The sequence below is a fragment of the Halomonas qaidamensis genome (assembly GCF_025917315.1).
GTDB lineage: Bacteria > Pseudomonadota > Gammaproteobacteria > Pseudomonadales > Halomonadaceae > Vreelandella > Vreelandella qaidamensis.
This window is the reverse complement of record NZ_CP080627.1, coordinates 1,676,256-1,692,171: the sequence shown is the minus strand read 5'-3', so window position 1 is coordinate 1,692,171 and position 15,916 is coordinate 1,676,256. Positions and strand designations below refer to the sequence as shown.

General features: G+C 49.5%; 14 protein-coding genes. 3 read left to right on the top strand and 11 right to left on the bottom strand.

All coding sequences use genetic code 11. The annotated features are described in order from the left end of the window. Positions 1-2: 2 nt before the first annotated feature. Positions 3-1,682 (bottom strand): glutamine--tRNA ligase/YqeY domain fusion protein, encoded by a 1,680-nt coding sequence (locus K1Y77_RS07860; RefSeq protein WP_030073140.1) that lies wholly within the window; start codon positions 1,680-1,682, stop codon positions 3-5. A 156-nt stretch (positions 1,683-1,838) separates the two neighbouring features. Here K1Y77_RS07860 and K1Y77_RS07855 point away from each other — a divergent pair, with 156 nt between their 5' ends. Together K1Y77_RS07855 and K1Y77_RS07850 are read left to right on the top strand one after the other, a co-directional pair. Further along, positions 1,839-2,339 carry a peptidylprolyl isomerase gene (locus K1Y77_RS07855; RefSeq protein ID WP_030073142.1) on the top strand — a complete coding sequence of 167 codons (501 nt, stop codon included), beginning with the start codon at positions 1,839-1,841 and terminating at the stop codon, positions 2,337-2,339. 13 nt (positions 2,340-2,352) lie between these two features. Further along, positions 2,353-3,123 carry a UDP-2,3-diacylglucosamine diphosphatase gene (locus tag K1Y77_RS07850; RefSeq protein ID WP_030073144.1) on the top strand — a complete coding sequence of 257 codons (771 nt, stop codon included), beginning with the start codon at positions 2,353-2,355 and terminating at the stop codon, positions 3,121-3,123. Positions 3,124-3,203: 80 nt separating this feature from the next. On the opposite strand, the gene K1Y77_RS07845 is transcribed toward K1Y77_RS07850, so the two are convergent. The 8 genes from K1Y77_RS07845 to K1Y77_RS07810 all read right to left on the bottom strand — a co-directional run bounded on the left by K1Y77_RS07845 (position 3,204) and on the right by K1Y77_RS07810 (position 12,690). Beyond that, positions 3,204-5,018: a SurA N-terminal domain-containing protein gene (locus K1Y77_RS07845; RefSeq protein ID WP_264431206.1), complete on the bottom strand. Its 1,815-nt coding sequence runs from the start codon at positions 5,016-5,018 to the stop codon at positions 3,204-3,206. A 111-nt stretch (positions 5,019-5,129) separates the two neighbouring features. Then, the gene (locus K1Y77_RS07840) at positions 5,130-5,402 is read right to left on the bottom strand and encodes an HU family DNA-binding protein (RefSeq protein ID WP_030073150.1); all 273 of its coding nucleotides are present in this window, start codon (positions 5,400-5,402) and stop codon (positions 5,130-5,132) included. A 195-nt stretch (positions 5,403-5,597) separates the two neighbouring features. Beyond that, positions 5,598-8,027: an endopeptidase La gene (lon, locus tag K1Y77_RS07835; protein WP_264431203.1), complete on the bottom strand. Its 2,430-nt coding sequence runs from the start codon at positions 8,025-8,027 to the stop codon at positions 5,598-5,600. Positions 8,028-8,218: 191 nt separating this feature from the next. Further along, positions 8,219-9,499, bottom strand: coding sequence for an ATP-dependent Clp protease ATP-binding subunit ClpX (clpX, locus tag K1Y77_RS07830; protein ID WP_030073153.1), 1,281 nt, complete (start codon positions 9,497-9,499; stop codon positions 8,219-8,221). A 74-nt stretch (positions 9,500-9,573) separates the two neighbouring features. Next, positions 9,574-10,191: an ATP-dependent Clp endopeptidase proteolytic subunit ClpP gene (clpP, locus tag K1Y77_RS07825; RefSeq protein ID WP_030073154.1), complete on the bottom strand. Its 618-nt coding sequence runs from the start codon at positions 10,189-10,191 to the stop codon at positions 9,574-9,576. 64 nt (positions 10,192-10,255) lie between these two features. Beyond that, complete coding sequence (tig, locus tag K1Y77_RS07820) at positions 10,256-11,608, bottom strand: trigger factor (RefSeq protein ID WP_030073156.1); 1,353 nt, start codon at positions 11,606-11,608, stop codon at positions 10,256-10,258. Positions 11,609-11,857: 249 nt separating this feature from the next. Next, positions 11,858-12,226: a hypothetical protein gene (locus K1Y77_RS07815; protein ID WP_264018297.1), complete on the bottom strand. Its 369-nt coding sequence runs from the start codon at positions 12,224-12,226 to the stop codon at positions 11,858-11,860. Positions 12,227-12,228: 2 nt separating this feature from the next. After that, on the bottom strand, positions 12,229-12,690 hold the full coding sequence (locus tag K1Y77_RS07810) for a flavodoxin domain-containing protein (protein ID WP_030073160.1): 462 nt from the start codon (positions 12,688-12,690) through the stop codon (positions 12,229-12,231). Between the two features lie 142 nt (positions 12,691-12,832). Between K1Y77_RS07810 and K1Y77_RS07805 the strand changes: the two genes are divergently transcribed. Then, positions 12,833-13,039, top strand: a complete 207-nt coding sequence (locus K1Y77_RS07805; protein ID WP_030073162.1) for a DUF2788 domain-containing protein — start codon at positions 12,833-12,835, stop codon at positions 13,037-13,039. A gap of 61 nt (positions 13,040-13,100) precedes the next feature. Here K1Y77_RS07805 and K1Y77_RS07800 read toward each other — a convergent pair whose 3' ends face one another. Together K1Y77_RS07800 and pheT are read right to left on the bottom strand one after the other, a co-directional pair. Beyond that, entirely contained in the window at positions 13,101-13,391 is a 291-nt protein-coding gene (locus K1Y77_RS07800; RefSeq protein ID WP_264018300.1) for an integration host factor subunit alpha, read from the bottom strand. 119 nt (positions 13,392-13,510) lie between these two features. Next, positions 13,511-15,892, bottom strand: coding sequence for a phenylalanine--tRNA ligase subunit beta (gene pheT, locus K1Y77_RS07795; protein ID WP_264431199.1), 2,382 nt, complete (start codon positions 15,890-15,892; stop codon positions 13,511-13,513). Positions 15,893-15,916 lie beyond the last annotated feature (24 nt).

Here is a 15,916-nt window from a genome sequence, read left to right as displayed (position 1 = left end):
CCTTAGCCCTTCTGTTTGATTTTCGCCCAGCTATCTTTCAACCCAACGGTACGATTAAACACTAGTTGCCCTGGCTTAGACGCATGACGGTCAGCACAGAAATAGCCCACCCGCTCAAACTGAAAACGGTCTTCTGGAGCAGCATTCGCTAAGCTTGGCTCACCAATAGCGTGGCACACCGTCAAAGAGTCTGGATTTAAGTGTTCAAGGAAGTCGACATCTTTATCACGGTCCGGCTGTTCAACCGTGAATAAATTGTCATACAGGCGCACTTCCATCGGTACACCATGGGCTGCACTCACCCAGTGAATCACGCCTTTCACTTTACGGCCTTCCGGATTTTTGCCCAGAGTATCGAAATCAACTGAACAGTGCAGCTCTGTTACATCTCCGGCTTCGTTCTTAACAACGTCATCACAGCGAATCACATAGCTGTTACGCAGGCGAACTTCTTTGCCGGGCGCTAAACGAAAGAACTTTTTGGGTGCGTCTTCCATAAAGTCGTCTTGGTCAATGTACAGCTCGCGACTAAATGGCACTTTACGCACAGCCATATCTTCACGTGCGGGGTGACCAGGCACGTCATATACTTCTTCATGATCTTCAGGAACGTTAGTCAGAACCACCTTAAGGGGGTTCAATACGCACATTGCCCGCGGCGCATTGTCCTCAAGATCTGAGCGAATCGCATGGGTTAGCATGGCAATATCCACCAAGCCACCATCGGCGCGAGTAACGCCAATCATCTCACAGAACTTGCGAATAGATGCTGGGGTATAACCGCGACGACGCATACCTGAAATGGTTGGCATACGCGGGTCGTCCCAGCCATCGACGATCTGTTCATCAACCAGCAGCTTTAACTTACGCTTCGACGTGAGGGTGTAATCCAAATTAAGTCGAGCAAACTCGATTTGGCGCGGCTTAGCGGGGACTGGCAAGTTATTCAAAAACCACTCGTAAAGCGGACGGTGGTCTTCAAACTCCAGCGTACAAATGGAGTGCGTTATGCCTTCAATGGCATCCGACTGGCCGTGGGTAAAATCATACGACGGGTATATTTTCCACTTATCGCCTGTTTGATGGTGGCTTGCGTGGCGAATACGATAAAGGATCGGGTCGCGAAGATTGATATTGGGCGACGCCATATCAATTTTAGCCCGAAGCACTTTTTCACCTTCACCAAACTCACCGTTACGCATGCGCTCAAGCAAGTCTAGATTTTCATCTACACTACGCTCGCGGTAGGGGCTTGGCTTACCTGGTGCCGTAAGCGTGCCGCGGTATTCACGAATTTCATCCGGTGAAAGATCATCAACATAGGCTTTATCTTCGCGGATCAGGTGCTGTGCCCAGGCATAAAGCTGGTCAAAGTAATCTGACGCAAAACGCACAGGTCCTGCCCATTGGAAGCCTAACCAGCTAACGTCTTCCTTAATCGCGTCGATATATGCCTGCTCTTCCTTCGCTGGGTTGGTATCATCGAAGCGTAGATGACAGTCACCCCCTAGCTGTTCCGCCAACCCGAAGTTCAAACAGATCGATTTTGCATGTCCAATATGCAAAAAACCGTTGGGTTCAGGGGGAAAGCGCGTCACAATTTTGGTGACCTGGCCGCCCTCTATCTCGTCGCGTACTTGGTTGCGAATGAAGTTCGGCGCTGGGGTGGTCTCGTTGGTCATGGTGGTGTTGATAACCTCATGGTGGATGGCGTACTAGGCAACCAATGCCTACGCTATTAGGGTTTGCGCTTCGCGGTGCCAAGCAAAACCGCTATTATAACGTGACGCCGATGCACAGCGCCAAGGCGAACGCCTTTATTGAACAGGAATTTATTTATGATCGTATTACAGACCAACCACGGTGACATCACTATTGCGCTTAATCACGAAAAAGCGCCGATAACTGCCGCTAACTTTGAGCAATATGTCCGTGATGGTTTTTATGATGGCACTCTGTTTCATCGTGTTATCGATGGTTTCATGGTGCAAGGCGGCGGTTTCGATCAAGAGTTCAACCAAAAGCCAACACGGGACCCAATCGAAAACGAAGCCGACAATGGATTACAAAACACCGTTGGCACACTTGCAATGGCGCGCACCCAAGACCCTCACTCTGCTACCGCGCAATTTTTTATCAATGTTGGCAACAATAGCTTCTTGAACCATAGCGGTAAAAGCCTTCAAGGTTGGGGCTATGCAGTGTTTGGAGAAGTTGTCGAGGGTATGGACGTCGTAGACGCCATTCGTGGTGTCAGCACTACCCGACGCGGCATGCACGCCGACGTACCTGCTGACGATGTCATTATTGAGCGCGCTTACGTAAAAGAAACCGACTAATTTTAGGAATCCTATGCGCACTCTGCTGATAGCTGACATGCATCTAAGCAGTGATACCCCTGAGATTAATCAGGGGTTTTATCGCTACTTAGAGCACACCGCTACAGGGTCTGATGCTCTGTATCTATTAGGCGACTTATTTGACGCCTGGATCGGAGATGATCTTCTTGATACACCACACCCTCTTGGCGACGTTGCCTGGGAAGTGGTCAAGCGGTTACGCAAATTGAGCAGTAACGGAACCGCCGTTTACTTCTTACACGGCAACCGAGACTTTCTGATTGGCGAGCGCTTCATCCATGAGTGCCAAGCCTCCCTGCTACCCGAAAGCCAAACGGTGGAACTCCAGGGCGTGCCAGCCGTTATTCTACACGGCGATAGCCTTTGCACTAGAGATGAAGCCTACATGGCATTCCGCCAACAATCGAGAGACCCTCAGTGGCAAGCGCAAATCTTATCGTTGCCTCTTGATCAGAGGTTAGAACTTGCTAAGAGTCTCCGTATGCAGTCAGGCGATGCTAACGCAAGCAAAGCAGAGGCGATCATGGATGTAACGCCTGAAGAAGTAGTGACACTGATGTCGCACGCCGGTGTCACCACTATGATTCATGGCCACACTCACCGGCCTAAGGTACATGATTTAACGGTCGAAGATGTGCCGGCAAAACGATTTGTACTTGGTGACTGGGATGATCAGCACGGCTGGGATATTGTAGTTGAGCGCACCGCAGACCATGACCCCATGCCTGTTTTACGCCAATTCACCTTAGATAACCCACCTTAATTGCTAACATTTGCAACATCATCAAAAAAGCCGACCAAAAAAAGATGGCCGGCTTTTTTATCGTGCTGATATAGCTTTAATTAACGTTCAATTTCCGCATCACTAAGCAGATCGTCAACCAAGCCCTGGATAACAGACTGGGCACGAAGCTGTTCAGCCATTTGCGCGACAAAAGAGGTAAGCTGCTCGTCAACGTCACCCACCGAGACGCTATCAAGCGCTATGATCGCGACACTTTCTGGCAGTGACACTGAGCGATAAACGCTACCACCCTCGGGGCGAGGCATTCGAAATACCTCCTGCACCAATGTTTGGGGAAGCACACTGTTAGATTGGCGTGAGATATTGTTAGCCTCAAGCCATTCAATGTTATTGGCTTCACCTGATGTTAATGCTGCAATCATACGAGCTGCTTCTTGCTCAAGCGCTTCTTGACGCTGTTGAGCAGCAACCGCGTTAGCGACTTCATCACGCACATCATCTAGTGCCAGCTGTGTTGTTTCACGATGCTCTGCAACACGCAGCACAAGACGACGATCATCATCAAGCTCGATTACTTCGCTGTTGTAGCCTTCCTCTAGCACGTCATCACTAAAGGCTTCATCAAGTACGCCCGGTTCAGAAAGTACCCCTTCGCCCTCGCCACGTGCCAACCAGTCGGTTTTGTTCAGCGTTAGACCAAGATCATCTGCCACACTCTGTAGGTCATCTGCGGCAAAACTCTCATCAATTAAGCGCTGCACTTTTTGATTAAATTCATCACTGACATCACGCAGTGCAACATCTTGCTGAAGTGCTTCACGCTGCTCCTCAAAAGGTGGCGCTGAAAGCTCAGTTACCTGGAGAATATGAAATGCACCATCCATCTCTACCAACTGAGATGTCTCTCCCTCATCAAGAGCAAAAGCAGCTTCATCAAAAGCATCGCCAAAGAAACCGCGGCTAATAACGCCTAAGTCACCCCCCTCTTCGGCACTTGCCGTGTCATCTGAGTAACGCAATGCGGTATCGGCAAACGATTCACCGTTGTTCAACGCATCAAATGCTTCGTTAGCTTCTGCTTGCGCTTCTTCACGGCTACGTTCATCACCAAACGTCACCATGATATGAGAAACACGACGATCAGCATTGCGATTCTGTTCACGCCACGCATCGCGCAACTTTTCCTCATCAATGTCAACGCCCTCCGCCATGGCTTGGCGGTCAACTAACACATACTCAACGCGCACCTGTTCAGGTCGTTCGAAACGTGCTTGATTGACATCGAAATATTCCTGCATTTGCGCATCAGTAACCTCTACGTCAACACTTACATCATCAGCATCTAATAAAACATACCGAAAGCTACGCTGCTGACGTTGTAACTCAGCTAAACGCTCCTGCTCGCTTTCCAGGCTGAAGTCGCTAAACGCAAGGCCTTGTTGTAAATGTTGGCGTTTGATGTCAGCACGCAGCTCTTCACGAAACGCCACTGGGGTATACCCTGCGCCGGCGAGACGGTTGCGAAATATCTCAGATGAAAAACGACCATCTTGATCATGGAACTCTGGCAAACCAACAATCATTTGATCTAGTTGAGCATCGGAGACGAACACACCACCGTCTTCAGCATACTGCGTTAGCAGTTGCTGAGTTATCAACTGGTCAAGGACATCATTGCGAAGCGCCCGTTCTTGCTCTGGTGGTACCTGTCCAGAGCGAAGTGCACGTTGCACCTCAAGCTCAATTTGCTGGCGCATGATTGGCTCGCCATTAACGCTCGCCACTTGATTAGGATCGTCGCCAAAAACACTAAACAGCGACTCCACACCAAAAAGTGCCATGGCAGCAACCATAACACCAATAATTATTTTGGCACCCCAGCTTCTGGAGCCATCTCGAATACTTTGCAGCATGCTAGCCTCAGATCATCACAGCCATCTATCGCCCCAACTATCGGGCCAGAAAAAAACATGGGCGCATCGCGGATGCGATGCGCCCATTAGCTTACAGCAAACGCGAGCCAATTAGTTGACGGCGTCTTTCAGCGCTTTACCGGCTTTAAAGCTAGGTACTTTCGCAGCGCTAATTTCAATCGGCTGACCAGTCTGCGGGTTACGACCAGTACGTGCAGCACGCTCTTTAATAGCGAAAGTGCCAAAGCCTACCAGTGAAACACTTTCGCCCTTTTTGAGGCTATCGGTGACAGACTCCACCATGGCATCCAATGCGCGGGTTGCCACTGCTTTGGGAATATCAGCAGACGCGGCAATAGCTTCAATCAGCTCAGACTTATTCACACTTCACCCCTTGACTATTTCAAAAAAATGGCTCTGAACGGCACTGCCACCGTAAGATATAACTTCAAAGCATGGCTGCGATTTATAGCAATGCATTGAAACACCTGTCAAGCGACAGAGCCGTGAAATGCCCAAAACTCAATGTCTTGGACAAACTTATTAATTAATGTCAAAAACTCAACGGAGCATTAACGCTTAATGGGTACTTGCTACAGTGGTTGAACCAAAAGCTGCGTCAGAACTTTTTAACGCAGAACTCTCATCAACCGGATCATTATGCAAGGCTACCGCTAGTACCTCATCTATCCACTGCACTGGGCGAATATCAAGGGCCCCTTTGATATTTTCTGGCACTTCCTTAAGATCTCGACGATTTTCCTCGGGGATCAAGACTATCTTTATACCACCGCGACGAGCTGCCAGCAATTTCTCCTTCAGCCCCCCAATAGGCATCACTTCACCACGCAGGTTAACTTCTCCAGTCATCGCCACATCACAGCGTACAGGGCGTTGAGTGTAGGCAGAAACAATAGCGGTTACCATGGCAACGCCTGCACTAGGGCCATCTTTTGGCGTGGCTCCTTCTGGCACATGAATATGCAAGTCTTCGTTCTCAAATCTCTGAGGGTCAATCCCATACTCTTTCGCACGGGCCTTAACGACCGTTTGCGCCGCACTCACTGACTCTTTCATAACATCGCCCAGCGAGCCGGTTTTGTTAATACGCCCCTTACCAGGTGTCACAACAGATTCGATATTCAGTAATTCGCCGCCAACTGATGTCCATGCTAGCCCCGTCACGCGACCAACTTGATCTTCCTGTTCAGCCAACCCGTAGCTATAACGACGTACGCCCGCATAGGCTTCAATATCTTCAGCTGCTAGTACCTGCTGTGCCTGTAGTTGGCTACCCTGCTTACCACCAGTTGTCTGCTCGGCTTCTAGACGTTCACGCAGCACTTTACGGCATACTTTAGCGATCTGACGCTCTAGCTCTCGCACCCCAGCTTCACGGGTGTAATAACGCACTAGTTCTAACAATGCGTCGTCGTTAAGTGCCAGCTCTTCCGTCTTTAGGCCATTCGCTTCCTGCTGCTTCGGCAACAAATATCGTCTCGCGATTGCTAGCTTTTCATCTTCTGTGTAACCCGGCAAACGAATTATTTCCATGCGATCCAAAAGCGGGCCTGGAATATTCATCGAGTTAGCAGTACAGATGAATAGGGTTTCAGACAAGTCGTAGTCCAATTCCAGATAGTGATCACTGAAGCTATTATTTTGCTCTGGATCAAGCACTTCTAGCAGCGCTGAGGCAGGATCACCACGATGATCCATCCCTAGCTTATCGACTTCATCCAGTAAGAAAAGCGGGTTTTTAACACCAGCACGGCTCATCCGCTGCATTAACTTACCCGGCAATGAGCCAATGTAGGTGCGGCGGTGACCACGAATCTCAGACTCGTCACGAACACCGCCTAACGCCAAACGAACATACTTACGATTTGTTGCCCGAGCGATAGATTGTCCAAGAGAGGTTTTCCCCACCCCTGGCGGCCCTACCAAACATAATACAGGCCCTTTCATCTTACGAACACGCTTCTGCACAGCAAGATATTCAAGAATACGTGCTTTTACTTCTTCTAAACCGTAGTGATCCTGATCGAGCACTTCCTGTGCTTTCACTAGGTCGTGCTTTACACGTGTGCGCTTCTTCCACGGGACCGCAATTAGCCAGTCAAGATAGGAGCGAACAACCGTTGCTTCGGCAGAATTAGCAGCCATCATCTTGAGCTTATTAAGCTCCTGGGTCGCTTTATCAGCTGCCTCTTTAGGCATTCCAGAAGCGGCAATGGCCTGCTCGTATTTTTCAGCTTCATTTGGCACATTTTCCAGCTCACCCATTTCTTTCTGGATGGCCTTCATCTGCTCATTGAGATAATACTCGCGCTGGGTCTTTTCCATCTGCTCTTTTACGCGTGAGCGGATGCGCTTTTCAACCTGCAACAAATCAATTTCTGATTCAATAAGTGCCATTAAGTGCTCGATACGGTCGCGGACACGATCCATTTCAAGCAGCTCTTGCTTATCACCTATCTTTAACGACAGGTGTGCGCAAATGGTGTCCACCAAGCGGCTTGGATCTTCAATTCCAGAAAGCGAATTGAGAACCTCGTTAGGCACTTTTTTGGACAGTTTGACGTATTGCTCAAATTGATTGAGCAATACGCGTACTAACGCTTCTTGCTCACGACTAGTCAATGGCTGACTCTCACGCGGCACTAGATGTGCCTGGGTGTAACCAGCTTCGTTTTCTTCAATCTTCATGACATCGGCGCGAAAATCACCTTCTATCAGCACTTTCACCGTGCCATCGGGTAATTTTAGCAACTGCATGATATCAGCCACGGTGCCCATGGCATAAAGATCAGCATTGTCAGGCTCGTCCTGTGAGGCCTCGCGCTGAGCTACCAGCAGCACACGTTTGTCGGCATCCATCGCTGCTTCCAATGCTTGGATGGATTTCTCGCGACCAACAAAAAGTGGAATAACCATTTGCGGATACACAACGACATCCCGCAAAGGCAACAGGGGTAGACATTGTGTCTGATCGGCGTTCTGCTGCATCGCAGACGTTCCTCAAAATCGGATGAGTACTTGAAAGGGTACTTAATCAAGTACCTCACAGTATGAAAAGCATGGCGCTGGGCAACTAGGCAGAAACTTTACGAGTAACAGATGAATAACGAGGGGCCGCCTAGGCGACCCCTTTGTTTGGCGCAAGCAAGCAAGACTAGGCCATCGTAAATGCTTAACCACTAGCCATCGGTGCCATCAACACGTGTTTCTTCCTGCTTTGAATAAATCAGCAACGGTTCGCTTTCACCAGCAATCACTGAACTATCAATTACCACTTTGCTAACACCTTCAAGCGAAGGAATTTCATACATGGTATCTAGCAGAACGGACTCAAGGATAGAACGCAGCCCTCGCGCTCCGGTCTTACGCTCCATCGCTTTGATAGCCACTGCACGCAGCGCATCATCTCTAAACTCCAGCGTAACATCTTCCATTTCGAAGAGCTTAGCGTATTGCTTAACCAGTGAGTTCTTTGGCTCAGTTAAGATTTGTACCAGTGCATCTTCTGTTAGCTCGGTGAGTGTTGCAATCACTGGCAAACGGCCAACAAATTCAGGTATTAACCCAAACTTCACCAAGTCGTCTGGTTCTACATCAGCCAGCAGCTCACCAACGCCACGCGAGGACTCTTTGCTCTTCACGCTGGCATTAAAGCCAATGCCACCTTTCTCAGCCCGATCACGGATAACTTTATCAAGTCCCGCGAAAGCCCCCCCCACAATAAACAGAATGTTGGCCGTATTGACCTGAACAAACTCTTGCTGGGGATGTTTACGACCACCTTGGGGCGGCACAGAGGCGGTTGTCCCTTCAATCAACTTGAGCAGCGCCTGTTGAACGCCCTCACCCGACACATCACGTGTGATGGAAGGGTTATCGGATTTGCGTGAAATCTTATCAATTTCATCGATATAGACAATGCCACGCTCAGCCTTCTCAACGTCGTAATCACACTTTTGCAGAAGCTTTTGGATGATATTTTCAACATCTTCACCCACGTAACCCGCTTCTGTCAGCGTGGTGGCATCGGCAATGGTAAAAGGTACATTAAGTAGCCGTGCCATGGTTTCCGCTAGCAGCGTTTTACCACTACCTGTAGGACCAATAAGCAGAATATTTGATTTACCTAACTCTACATCGCCTTCGCGCACTTCTGACTTGAGACGTTTGTAGTGGTTATAAACCGCCACAGAAAGCACCATTTTGGCGCGATCCTGTCCGATGACGTAGTCGTCTAACGTATGACGTATTTCGCGCGGCGTAGGTAAACGCTCTTCATCGCTCTCGGCATCGGCTTCGAGAACTTCTTCGCGAATGATGTCATTACATAAGTCGACACACTCATCGCAGATATACACGGACGGGCCTGCAATTAGCTTGCGCACTTCGTTTTGGTTTTTACCACAAAACGAGCAGTATAAAAGCTTGCCACCTTCGTCCTTGCCTTTGCCGTCGGCCATTCGCGTACCTCTATCACTGCGGCGGCTTACGCCGCCGGAAAAGCTCGTTAGAAAAGCAGAATCCTATCACGCTATCAGGATGTAGGCCGCTTATCCAGCACTGCGTCAATCAAGCCATATTCTTGGGCTTTCGTGGCGCTCATAAAGTTGTCACGGTCAGTATCCCGAGCAACGGTATCAAGATCTTGGCCAGTGTGGTGCGCTAAAATTTGATTCAACTTTTCACGAATACCTAGAATTTCACGGGTGTGAATTTCAATATCAGACGCTTGACCTTGATAGCCACCCAACGGCTGATGAATCATTACACGGGAATTAGGTAAGCAGTAACGTTTACCCGCAGCACCCGCTGTTAACAACAACGCACCCATGCTAGCCGCTTGGCCAATACATACCGTTGATACATCCGGCTTAATAAACTGCATGGTGTCATAAATAGACATACCAGCCGTAACCGATCCACCAGGCGAATTGATGTAAAGATGGATATCTTTATCAGGATTTTCTGACTCAAGAAATAGCAGCTGCGCCACCACTAAATTTGCCATGTAATCTTCAACTGGTCCTACCAGGAAAATAACACGCTCTTTTAGAAGCCGTGAGTAGATGTCGTAGGCTCTTTCCCCTTTGGCGCTCTGCTCAACCACCATGGGCACTAAACCGCCGGCGTTTTGAATATCAAACTCACTCATTCGTGATTCCTTGCGTCCGGTAAGGGAAAGCGCACCCGATGAAAGGGTGCGCCACTCGATGAAGTTAGGCGCTAGCTTGCTCGCTTTCTTCAACATCTTCATCTTGCTCGGCTTGTTGCTGAGCTGCTGCCAATGCCTGTTGATAGGACATTTCAACGTCTTTAACGTTCGTCTGCTCTAATAGCTTATCAACTGCTTTCTCTTCCAGAATGGCAGACTTCACTTGAGTTTTGAGTTGCTCATTACTCATGTAGTACTCAACCACCTCGGAAGGATCCTGGTACTGCTCTGCCAGTTCTTCAACTTTAGCTTTAATCGCGTCATCGTCAGCGTCCAACTCATTCGCTTTGATAACCTCAGCCAACAACAAGCCTACCTGAACACGGCCTTTCGCTTGCGCTTCGAACAATTCATTTGGCAGTTGACTAACGTCAAAGTCTTCACCCAAACCAAACTGCTGCGCTGCTTGGCGTTTCATGCCATCAGTTTCCTGCTGAACAAGCGCACTAGGCACAGGGATATCATTCGCTTTTTTCAGTGCATCTAGCACTTGCTGCTTAACACGGTTATCAACCGCTTGAGCAGCTTCGCGCGTCATGTTCTTTTTGATTTCAGCACGGAACTTGTCTTCATCACCATCTTCAACGCCAAAGCGAGCAATAAACTCAGCGTCTACGGCCGGCAGCGTTTGGCTGCTGACTTTATGAACAGTAACTTTAAAAGTCGCCTCTTGGCCTGCAAGATGCTCCGCCTGATAATCGTCAGGGAACGTAACAGTTATCGTTTTCTCATCACCTGCTTTCGCACCGATTAACTGCTCTTCAAAGCCTGGAATGAAGCTGTTAGAGCCAATCACCAGAGCATGGCCTTCTGCACTTCCACCTTCGAACGGCTCATCGCCCAGGAAGCCCTGGAAATCGATAGTGACCTGATCGCCATCAGCGGCAGCAGCGTCTACTTCTTCCCAGGCAGCGTTTTGCTTACGCAGTGTGTCGATCATTTCATCAACATCACTATCGCTAACAGTTACTACTGGGCGCTCAACCTCAGTCCCTTCGATAGAAGCAAGCTCGACCTGCGGATAAATTTCCATTACCGCTACAAACTCTAAATCTTTACCAGTTTGATTTACTTTTGGCTCAATCTGGGGGAAACCGGCAGGATTAAGGCCTTCCTCTGTGATGGCGCGCACATAGCGCTCACGCATCACTTCACCTACCACTTCGTTGCGCACGCTGTCGCCATAGCGCTGACGAACTACAGCCATCGGCACTCGGCCCTGGCGAAAACCATTCAAGCGAACGTTTTTCGCGGTGTCTTTCAAGCGAGCGCTGACGGCCTCGTCGATTTCGGCGGCCGGCACCTGAATAGTGATACGGCGTTCGATCTGGGAGGTCGTCTCGACGGAAACTTGCATGAATTGTCCTCTAGCGGCTGGGCGTTATGTTGATTGCGTAAAATAAGTTCAAGGGGGCAATTTTAAGAACCCTAGCGCATCGTGGCAAGCGCCATACTCGCAAGATGGGGGCACAACCCACAAATACAAGAGTAATTACTAGCAAAACGGCCGTTTTAGGCCGTTTTTTTGGTTGCAAGGCAACCAAAACCCTTTCGAAACGTTAAAGATAGCGTTGTAGCCTAATTAGCTAACCCAACGCAATGGTCTTTACTCGCGTTTTCCCCACCATAGGGAAATGGCATGAAATAGTAGCCCGCACGTCGCTGCGTGCGAAATAAATACTTGCCAACTAATCCAGTCAGTGAATAAAGCATGCCATGCCCCCATCACGAGGGCACCCATTAGCAACATCAACGCTAAACGCTGACATAACTTAGGTAACTCTTTTCGTGCACTAACAGAGAGCATTTTCCACTGAACAGCAGCGGCCCCTAGTACGATAGCGAGTGCGATAAGCAGCAGTGTTTGGCGTGTTTCATGCCCTTCTACCATATAGCGTGGTATAGCTGCCAACATTACGATGCAAAGTCCGATGGCAACACTTATACGTTCCGGAGAATAAGGGACCCGCTGCATTATTAGGCAACCTTTAGCTGCTGAGCCACTATCCACTCTTCCACCCATGGAACAGCGGCGTCATCTGCCATGAAGGTTTCCATTGCATCGACTTCAAGACGATCTCCTAGACGCGTGGCACCGTGCTCTTCTAATAGAGCATCTAGTGCCCTTCCCGCTCCACAGAAAGTTTCTCCATACGAGCTATCGCCCAACGCAATCAAGCCGTAGCGTAACGATGCGAGTGAAGGACTTTTTTCCTGCAAACCACGCACAAAGGAAACAAAATTACCTGGAAAATCGCCACTCCCCGTTGTCGACACGCAAAAAAGCGTGAGATCTGCAGAATGAGTCAAGTCATTGATGGTTGGCTGTTCTGAAATATCAACTTTGTAGCCCGCCTGTTCAAACAACGGTTTTACTTGCTCTGCGACATCTAACGCACCACCGTACATAGTACCGACTAAGATTGTTAGCGTTGGCATGCTCGTACTCCTCTGTAAAAGTGTCGCACTACACGTCGTTCAGTCGACAAATACCCGATTAATTTGGTCAAATATTAACACGACTTGTAAAGACGGCACACGCCTCCCCAGGTGGGATCATTAATTTTGCACAGGAAATGTTATGCAACAACTTTTTGAGGCATGGATCACACCCATTATGGTTGGTGGTCTAATCGTATTTATGTGTTTTATTATTTGGGATTTAGCGAAAAAATCGAACGCTGGAAAATTCGGCACCATCATGCTTTTTGTTGTTTTGGGAGCTGGCATGCTGGGCTACGTTATTAAGGTGGTGATTACCTGGCTGATCGAAGGGCGTGGCGTTTAGCCAACAGATGAAAAAGGAGTGCCGTTCGGCACTCCTTTTTACTTACTTAACCAATCAATAGCTACTTGTAGCGTTCTACCTGTTGCTTCAGTTTTTGGCCGGGACGGAAAGTAACGACGCGGCGGGCAGAAATTGGAATTTCCTCACCTGTCTTGGGGTTACGCCCTGGTCTTTCGCGCTTATCACGCAAGTCGAAGTTTCCGAAACCCGACAGCTTAACTTGCTCATTTTCGCGTAAGCAGGCACGAATCTCTTCAAAAAAAGCCTCAACCATGGCTTTTGCTTCTCGCTTCGACAGCGCAAGCTCAGTGTGTAAATGTTCTGCTAGCTCTGCTTTGGTCAACGCACCCATAAGGCCCCCTCCATGTAGCAAACGCATTGCCAAGAACGTGATAAGCGTCGCGTTATGGCGCTATTTAGTTATTCGCAAGAACTGATCCCAAACATCACCTACCGTCCTGGCTACAACGGCTATGCTCGTAGCTCGGCGCCTAGTTCAGATCGTACTTGCGCTATGATGGAATCTACCAACAGGTTGATTTCATCATCATTTAGCGTGCGCGATGCATGCTGCCACGTCAAGCCCAACGCAATACTCTTGTCACCATCGGCCACGCCCTTACCAGCATAGACATCAAACAGTCTAATGTCTTTTAAGTAATCGCCCGCTTGTGCTTTTGCACAATCAAGCAGTGCCTGAACTGGTGTTTCTGCCTTGACGGTGAAAGCCAAGTCGCGACGAACCTCTGGATAGCGAGACAGTGGCTCAAACGCTGGAATGGCGCCCTCACTGAGTGCATCTAGGCGAACTTCGAACATAACAGCATCAACCTTCAGTCCCAACTTAGCTCGCACCTGAGGATGTAACGCACCAATCCAACCAGCAGGCTTACCATTGTGCAACAGCTTAGCCGTTTGCCCAGGATGTAGCGAAGGGTGCTCATCTGGCTCAAAGCGCCAAGCATCAAACGCGCCACCAAGCGCTAATAGACTTTCTAAATCCCCTTTTAGGTCATAAAAGTCGACCTGAGCCTTAGCCCCGCTCCAGCCTTCTGGCTCACGACTCCCACACACCAGGGCTCCCATCATGGGCACCTGCGACAGGTTGTCTAAATGACCATTAAATACTAAACCGGTTTCAAACAATCTGACACGGGTCTGCTGGCGGTTAAGATTATGTTCAAGCGCACGCACCAAGCCCGGGAACAGGCTAGCGCGCATCACTGACAAATCTGACGAAATCGGGTTTGCCAACACTGGCGATACCGCGTCTGGCAGCAGCGCCGTCTGTAGGTCAGGCGCAACGAAACTATAGGTTATCGCCTCCTGAAAACCACGCGCCACCATCTGATTACGCAATTGAGCCTGTGTCAGCATTGCTTCGTTAGCGGGACGTAGCGCTAAACGCGCTGCGGGGCGCCGGACAGGCAGATTATTATAGCCATGAATCCGGGCAATCTCTTCAATGAGATCTTCTTCAATTGCCAAATCAAAGCGCCAACTTGGTGCTGTAACGGACCAGCCATCTCCCTGTTTATCAACCGCTAGCCCTAAACGCTGAAGAATGTCAGTTACATCTTCAGCTGGCAGCCGCTTTGAAAGCGCACTTTCTAGACGTGCTTCGCGCAGTACGATGTTGCCTGGCGCTGGCAAGTATTCACTACTAGATGACTCAACAACGGGCCCTGCCTGGCCGCCACATATCTCCATCAAAAGCTTGGTGGCTCGCTCAATTGCCACTCTGGCAAGTGCCGGGTCAACGCCACGCTCAAACCGGTGAGATGCATCCGTATGAAGACCATATGAACGCGCTTGCCCTGCGATAGCCAACGGCGTGAAATAGGCAGACTCCAAGAAAATCGTGTCTGTTTTCTCGTTTACACCTGAGTTCTCACCCCCCATGACACCAGCCATTGCTAGCGGGCCATTATCGTCTGCAATAACCAGCGTCTCCGACCTCAGCGCTACTTCTTGCCCATCCAGCAAAGTCAAACGCTCATCCTTGCCCGCCAACCGAACGGTGATACCGCCATGAAGGTTATCGCGGTCGAATGCATGCAGCGGCTGACCAAGCTCCAGCATCACATAGTTAGTGACATCAACCACAGGATCAATAGATCGAACACCACTGCGACGTAAACGTTCTACCATCCACAACGGGGTTTCGGCACTAACATCAACGTCTTTAATAATACGCCCCAAGTAGCGCGGGCACTGTTCTGGCGCCTCAATACGCACTGAAAAAGTATCACTGATACTAGCATCAACAGTGGCCATTTCAGGCCCACTTACCGGAAGACGATTGAGCACACCCACTTCTCGGGCTAGCCCCTTAATACTGAGGCAATCACCACGGTTCGGCGTGAGATCAACTTCAATAGTCATATCATCGAGTTGCATGTACTCACGAAAATTTACGCCTACCGGCGCGGAGGCAGGTAGCACAAAAATACCTGGTGACACCTCCTCCGCCAAACCTAACTCAGAGGCGGAGCAAATCATTCCGCGAGACTCTACGCCACGCAATTTGGCTTTCTTGATCTTGAAGTCGCCAGGTAACACACCACCCACTTGAGCAAATGGAATTTTTTGGCCCACATCAACGTTGGGAGCGCCGCAAACCACCTGCACAGGTTCACCCGTACCATCATTAACGGTACAGACGTTGAGTTTATCCGCGTCTGGGTGCTTCGCCTTGGTCAATACCTCTGCGACCACTACCCCGCTAAATGGGGATGCAACGGCCTCAATGCCATCAACCTCAAGGCCTGCCATGGTGATCTGATCGGCGATTGCCTGTGTATCAAGCTGCGGTGCCACCCAATCACGCAGCCACTGTTCTGAAAATTTCATAAGGGTTCCCGTCGTTGGCAGCGG

Excerpts from the sequence above, each read along its gene's own strand:
- K1Y77_RS07860 (WP_030073140.1), bottom strand. The coding sequence starts at position 1,682 with ATGACCAACGAGACCACCCCAGCGCCGAACTTCATTCGCAACCAAGTA.
- K1Y77_RS07855 (WP_030073142.1), top strand. The coding sequence starts at position 1,839 with ATGATCGTATTACAGACCAACCACGGTGACATCACTATTGCGCTTAAT.
- K1Y77_RS07850 (WP_030073144.1), top strand. The coding sequence starts at position 2,353 with ATGCGCACTCTGCTGATAGCTGACATGCATCTAAGCAGTGATACCCCT.
- K1Y77_RS07845 (WP_264431206.1), bottom strand. The coding sequence starts at position 5,018 with ATGCTGCAAAGTATTCGAGATGGCTCCAGAAGCTGGGGTGCCAAAATA.
- lon (WP_264431203.1), bottom strand. The coding sequence starts at position 8,027 with ATGCAGCAGAACGCCGATCAGACACAATGTCTACCCCTGTTGCCTTTG.
- clpX (WP_030073153.1), bottom strand. The coding sequence starts at position 9,499 with ATGGCCGACGGCAAAGGCAAGGACGAAGGTGGCAAGCTTTTATACTGC.
- clpP (WP_030073154.1), bottom strand. The coding sequence starts at position 10,191 with ATGAGTGAGTTTGATATTCAAAACGCCGGCGGTTTAGTGCCCATGGTG.
- tig (WP_030073156.1), bottom strand. The coding sequence starts at position 11,608 with ATGCAAGTTTCCGTCGAGACGACCTCCCAGATCGAACGCCGTATCACT.
- K1Y77_RS07815 (WP_264018297.1), bottom strand. The coding sequence starts at position 12,226 with ATGCAGCGGGTCCCTTATTCTCCGGAACGTATAAGTGTTGCCATCGGA.
- K1Y77_RS07810 (WP_030073160.1), bottom strand. The coding sequence starts at position 12,690 with ATGCCAACGCTAACAATCTTAGTCGGTACTATGTACGGTGGTGCGTTA.
- K1Y77_RS07805 (WP_030073162.1), top strand. The coding sequence starts at position 12,833 with ATGCAACAACTTTTTGAGGCATGGATCACACCCATTATGGTTGGTGGT.
- K1Y77_RS07800 (WP_264018300.1), bottom strand. The coding sequence starts at position 13,391 with ATGGGTGCGTTGACCAAAGCAGAGCTAGCAGAACATTTACACACTGAG.
- pheT (WP_264431199.1), bottom strand. The coding sequence starts at position 15,892 with ATGAAATTTTCAGAACAGTGGCTGCGTGATTGGGTGGCACCGCAGCTT.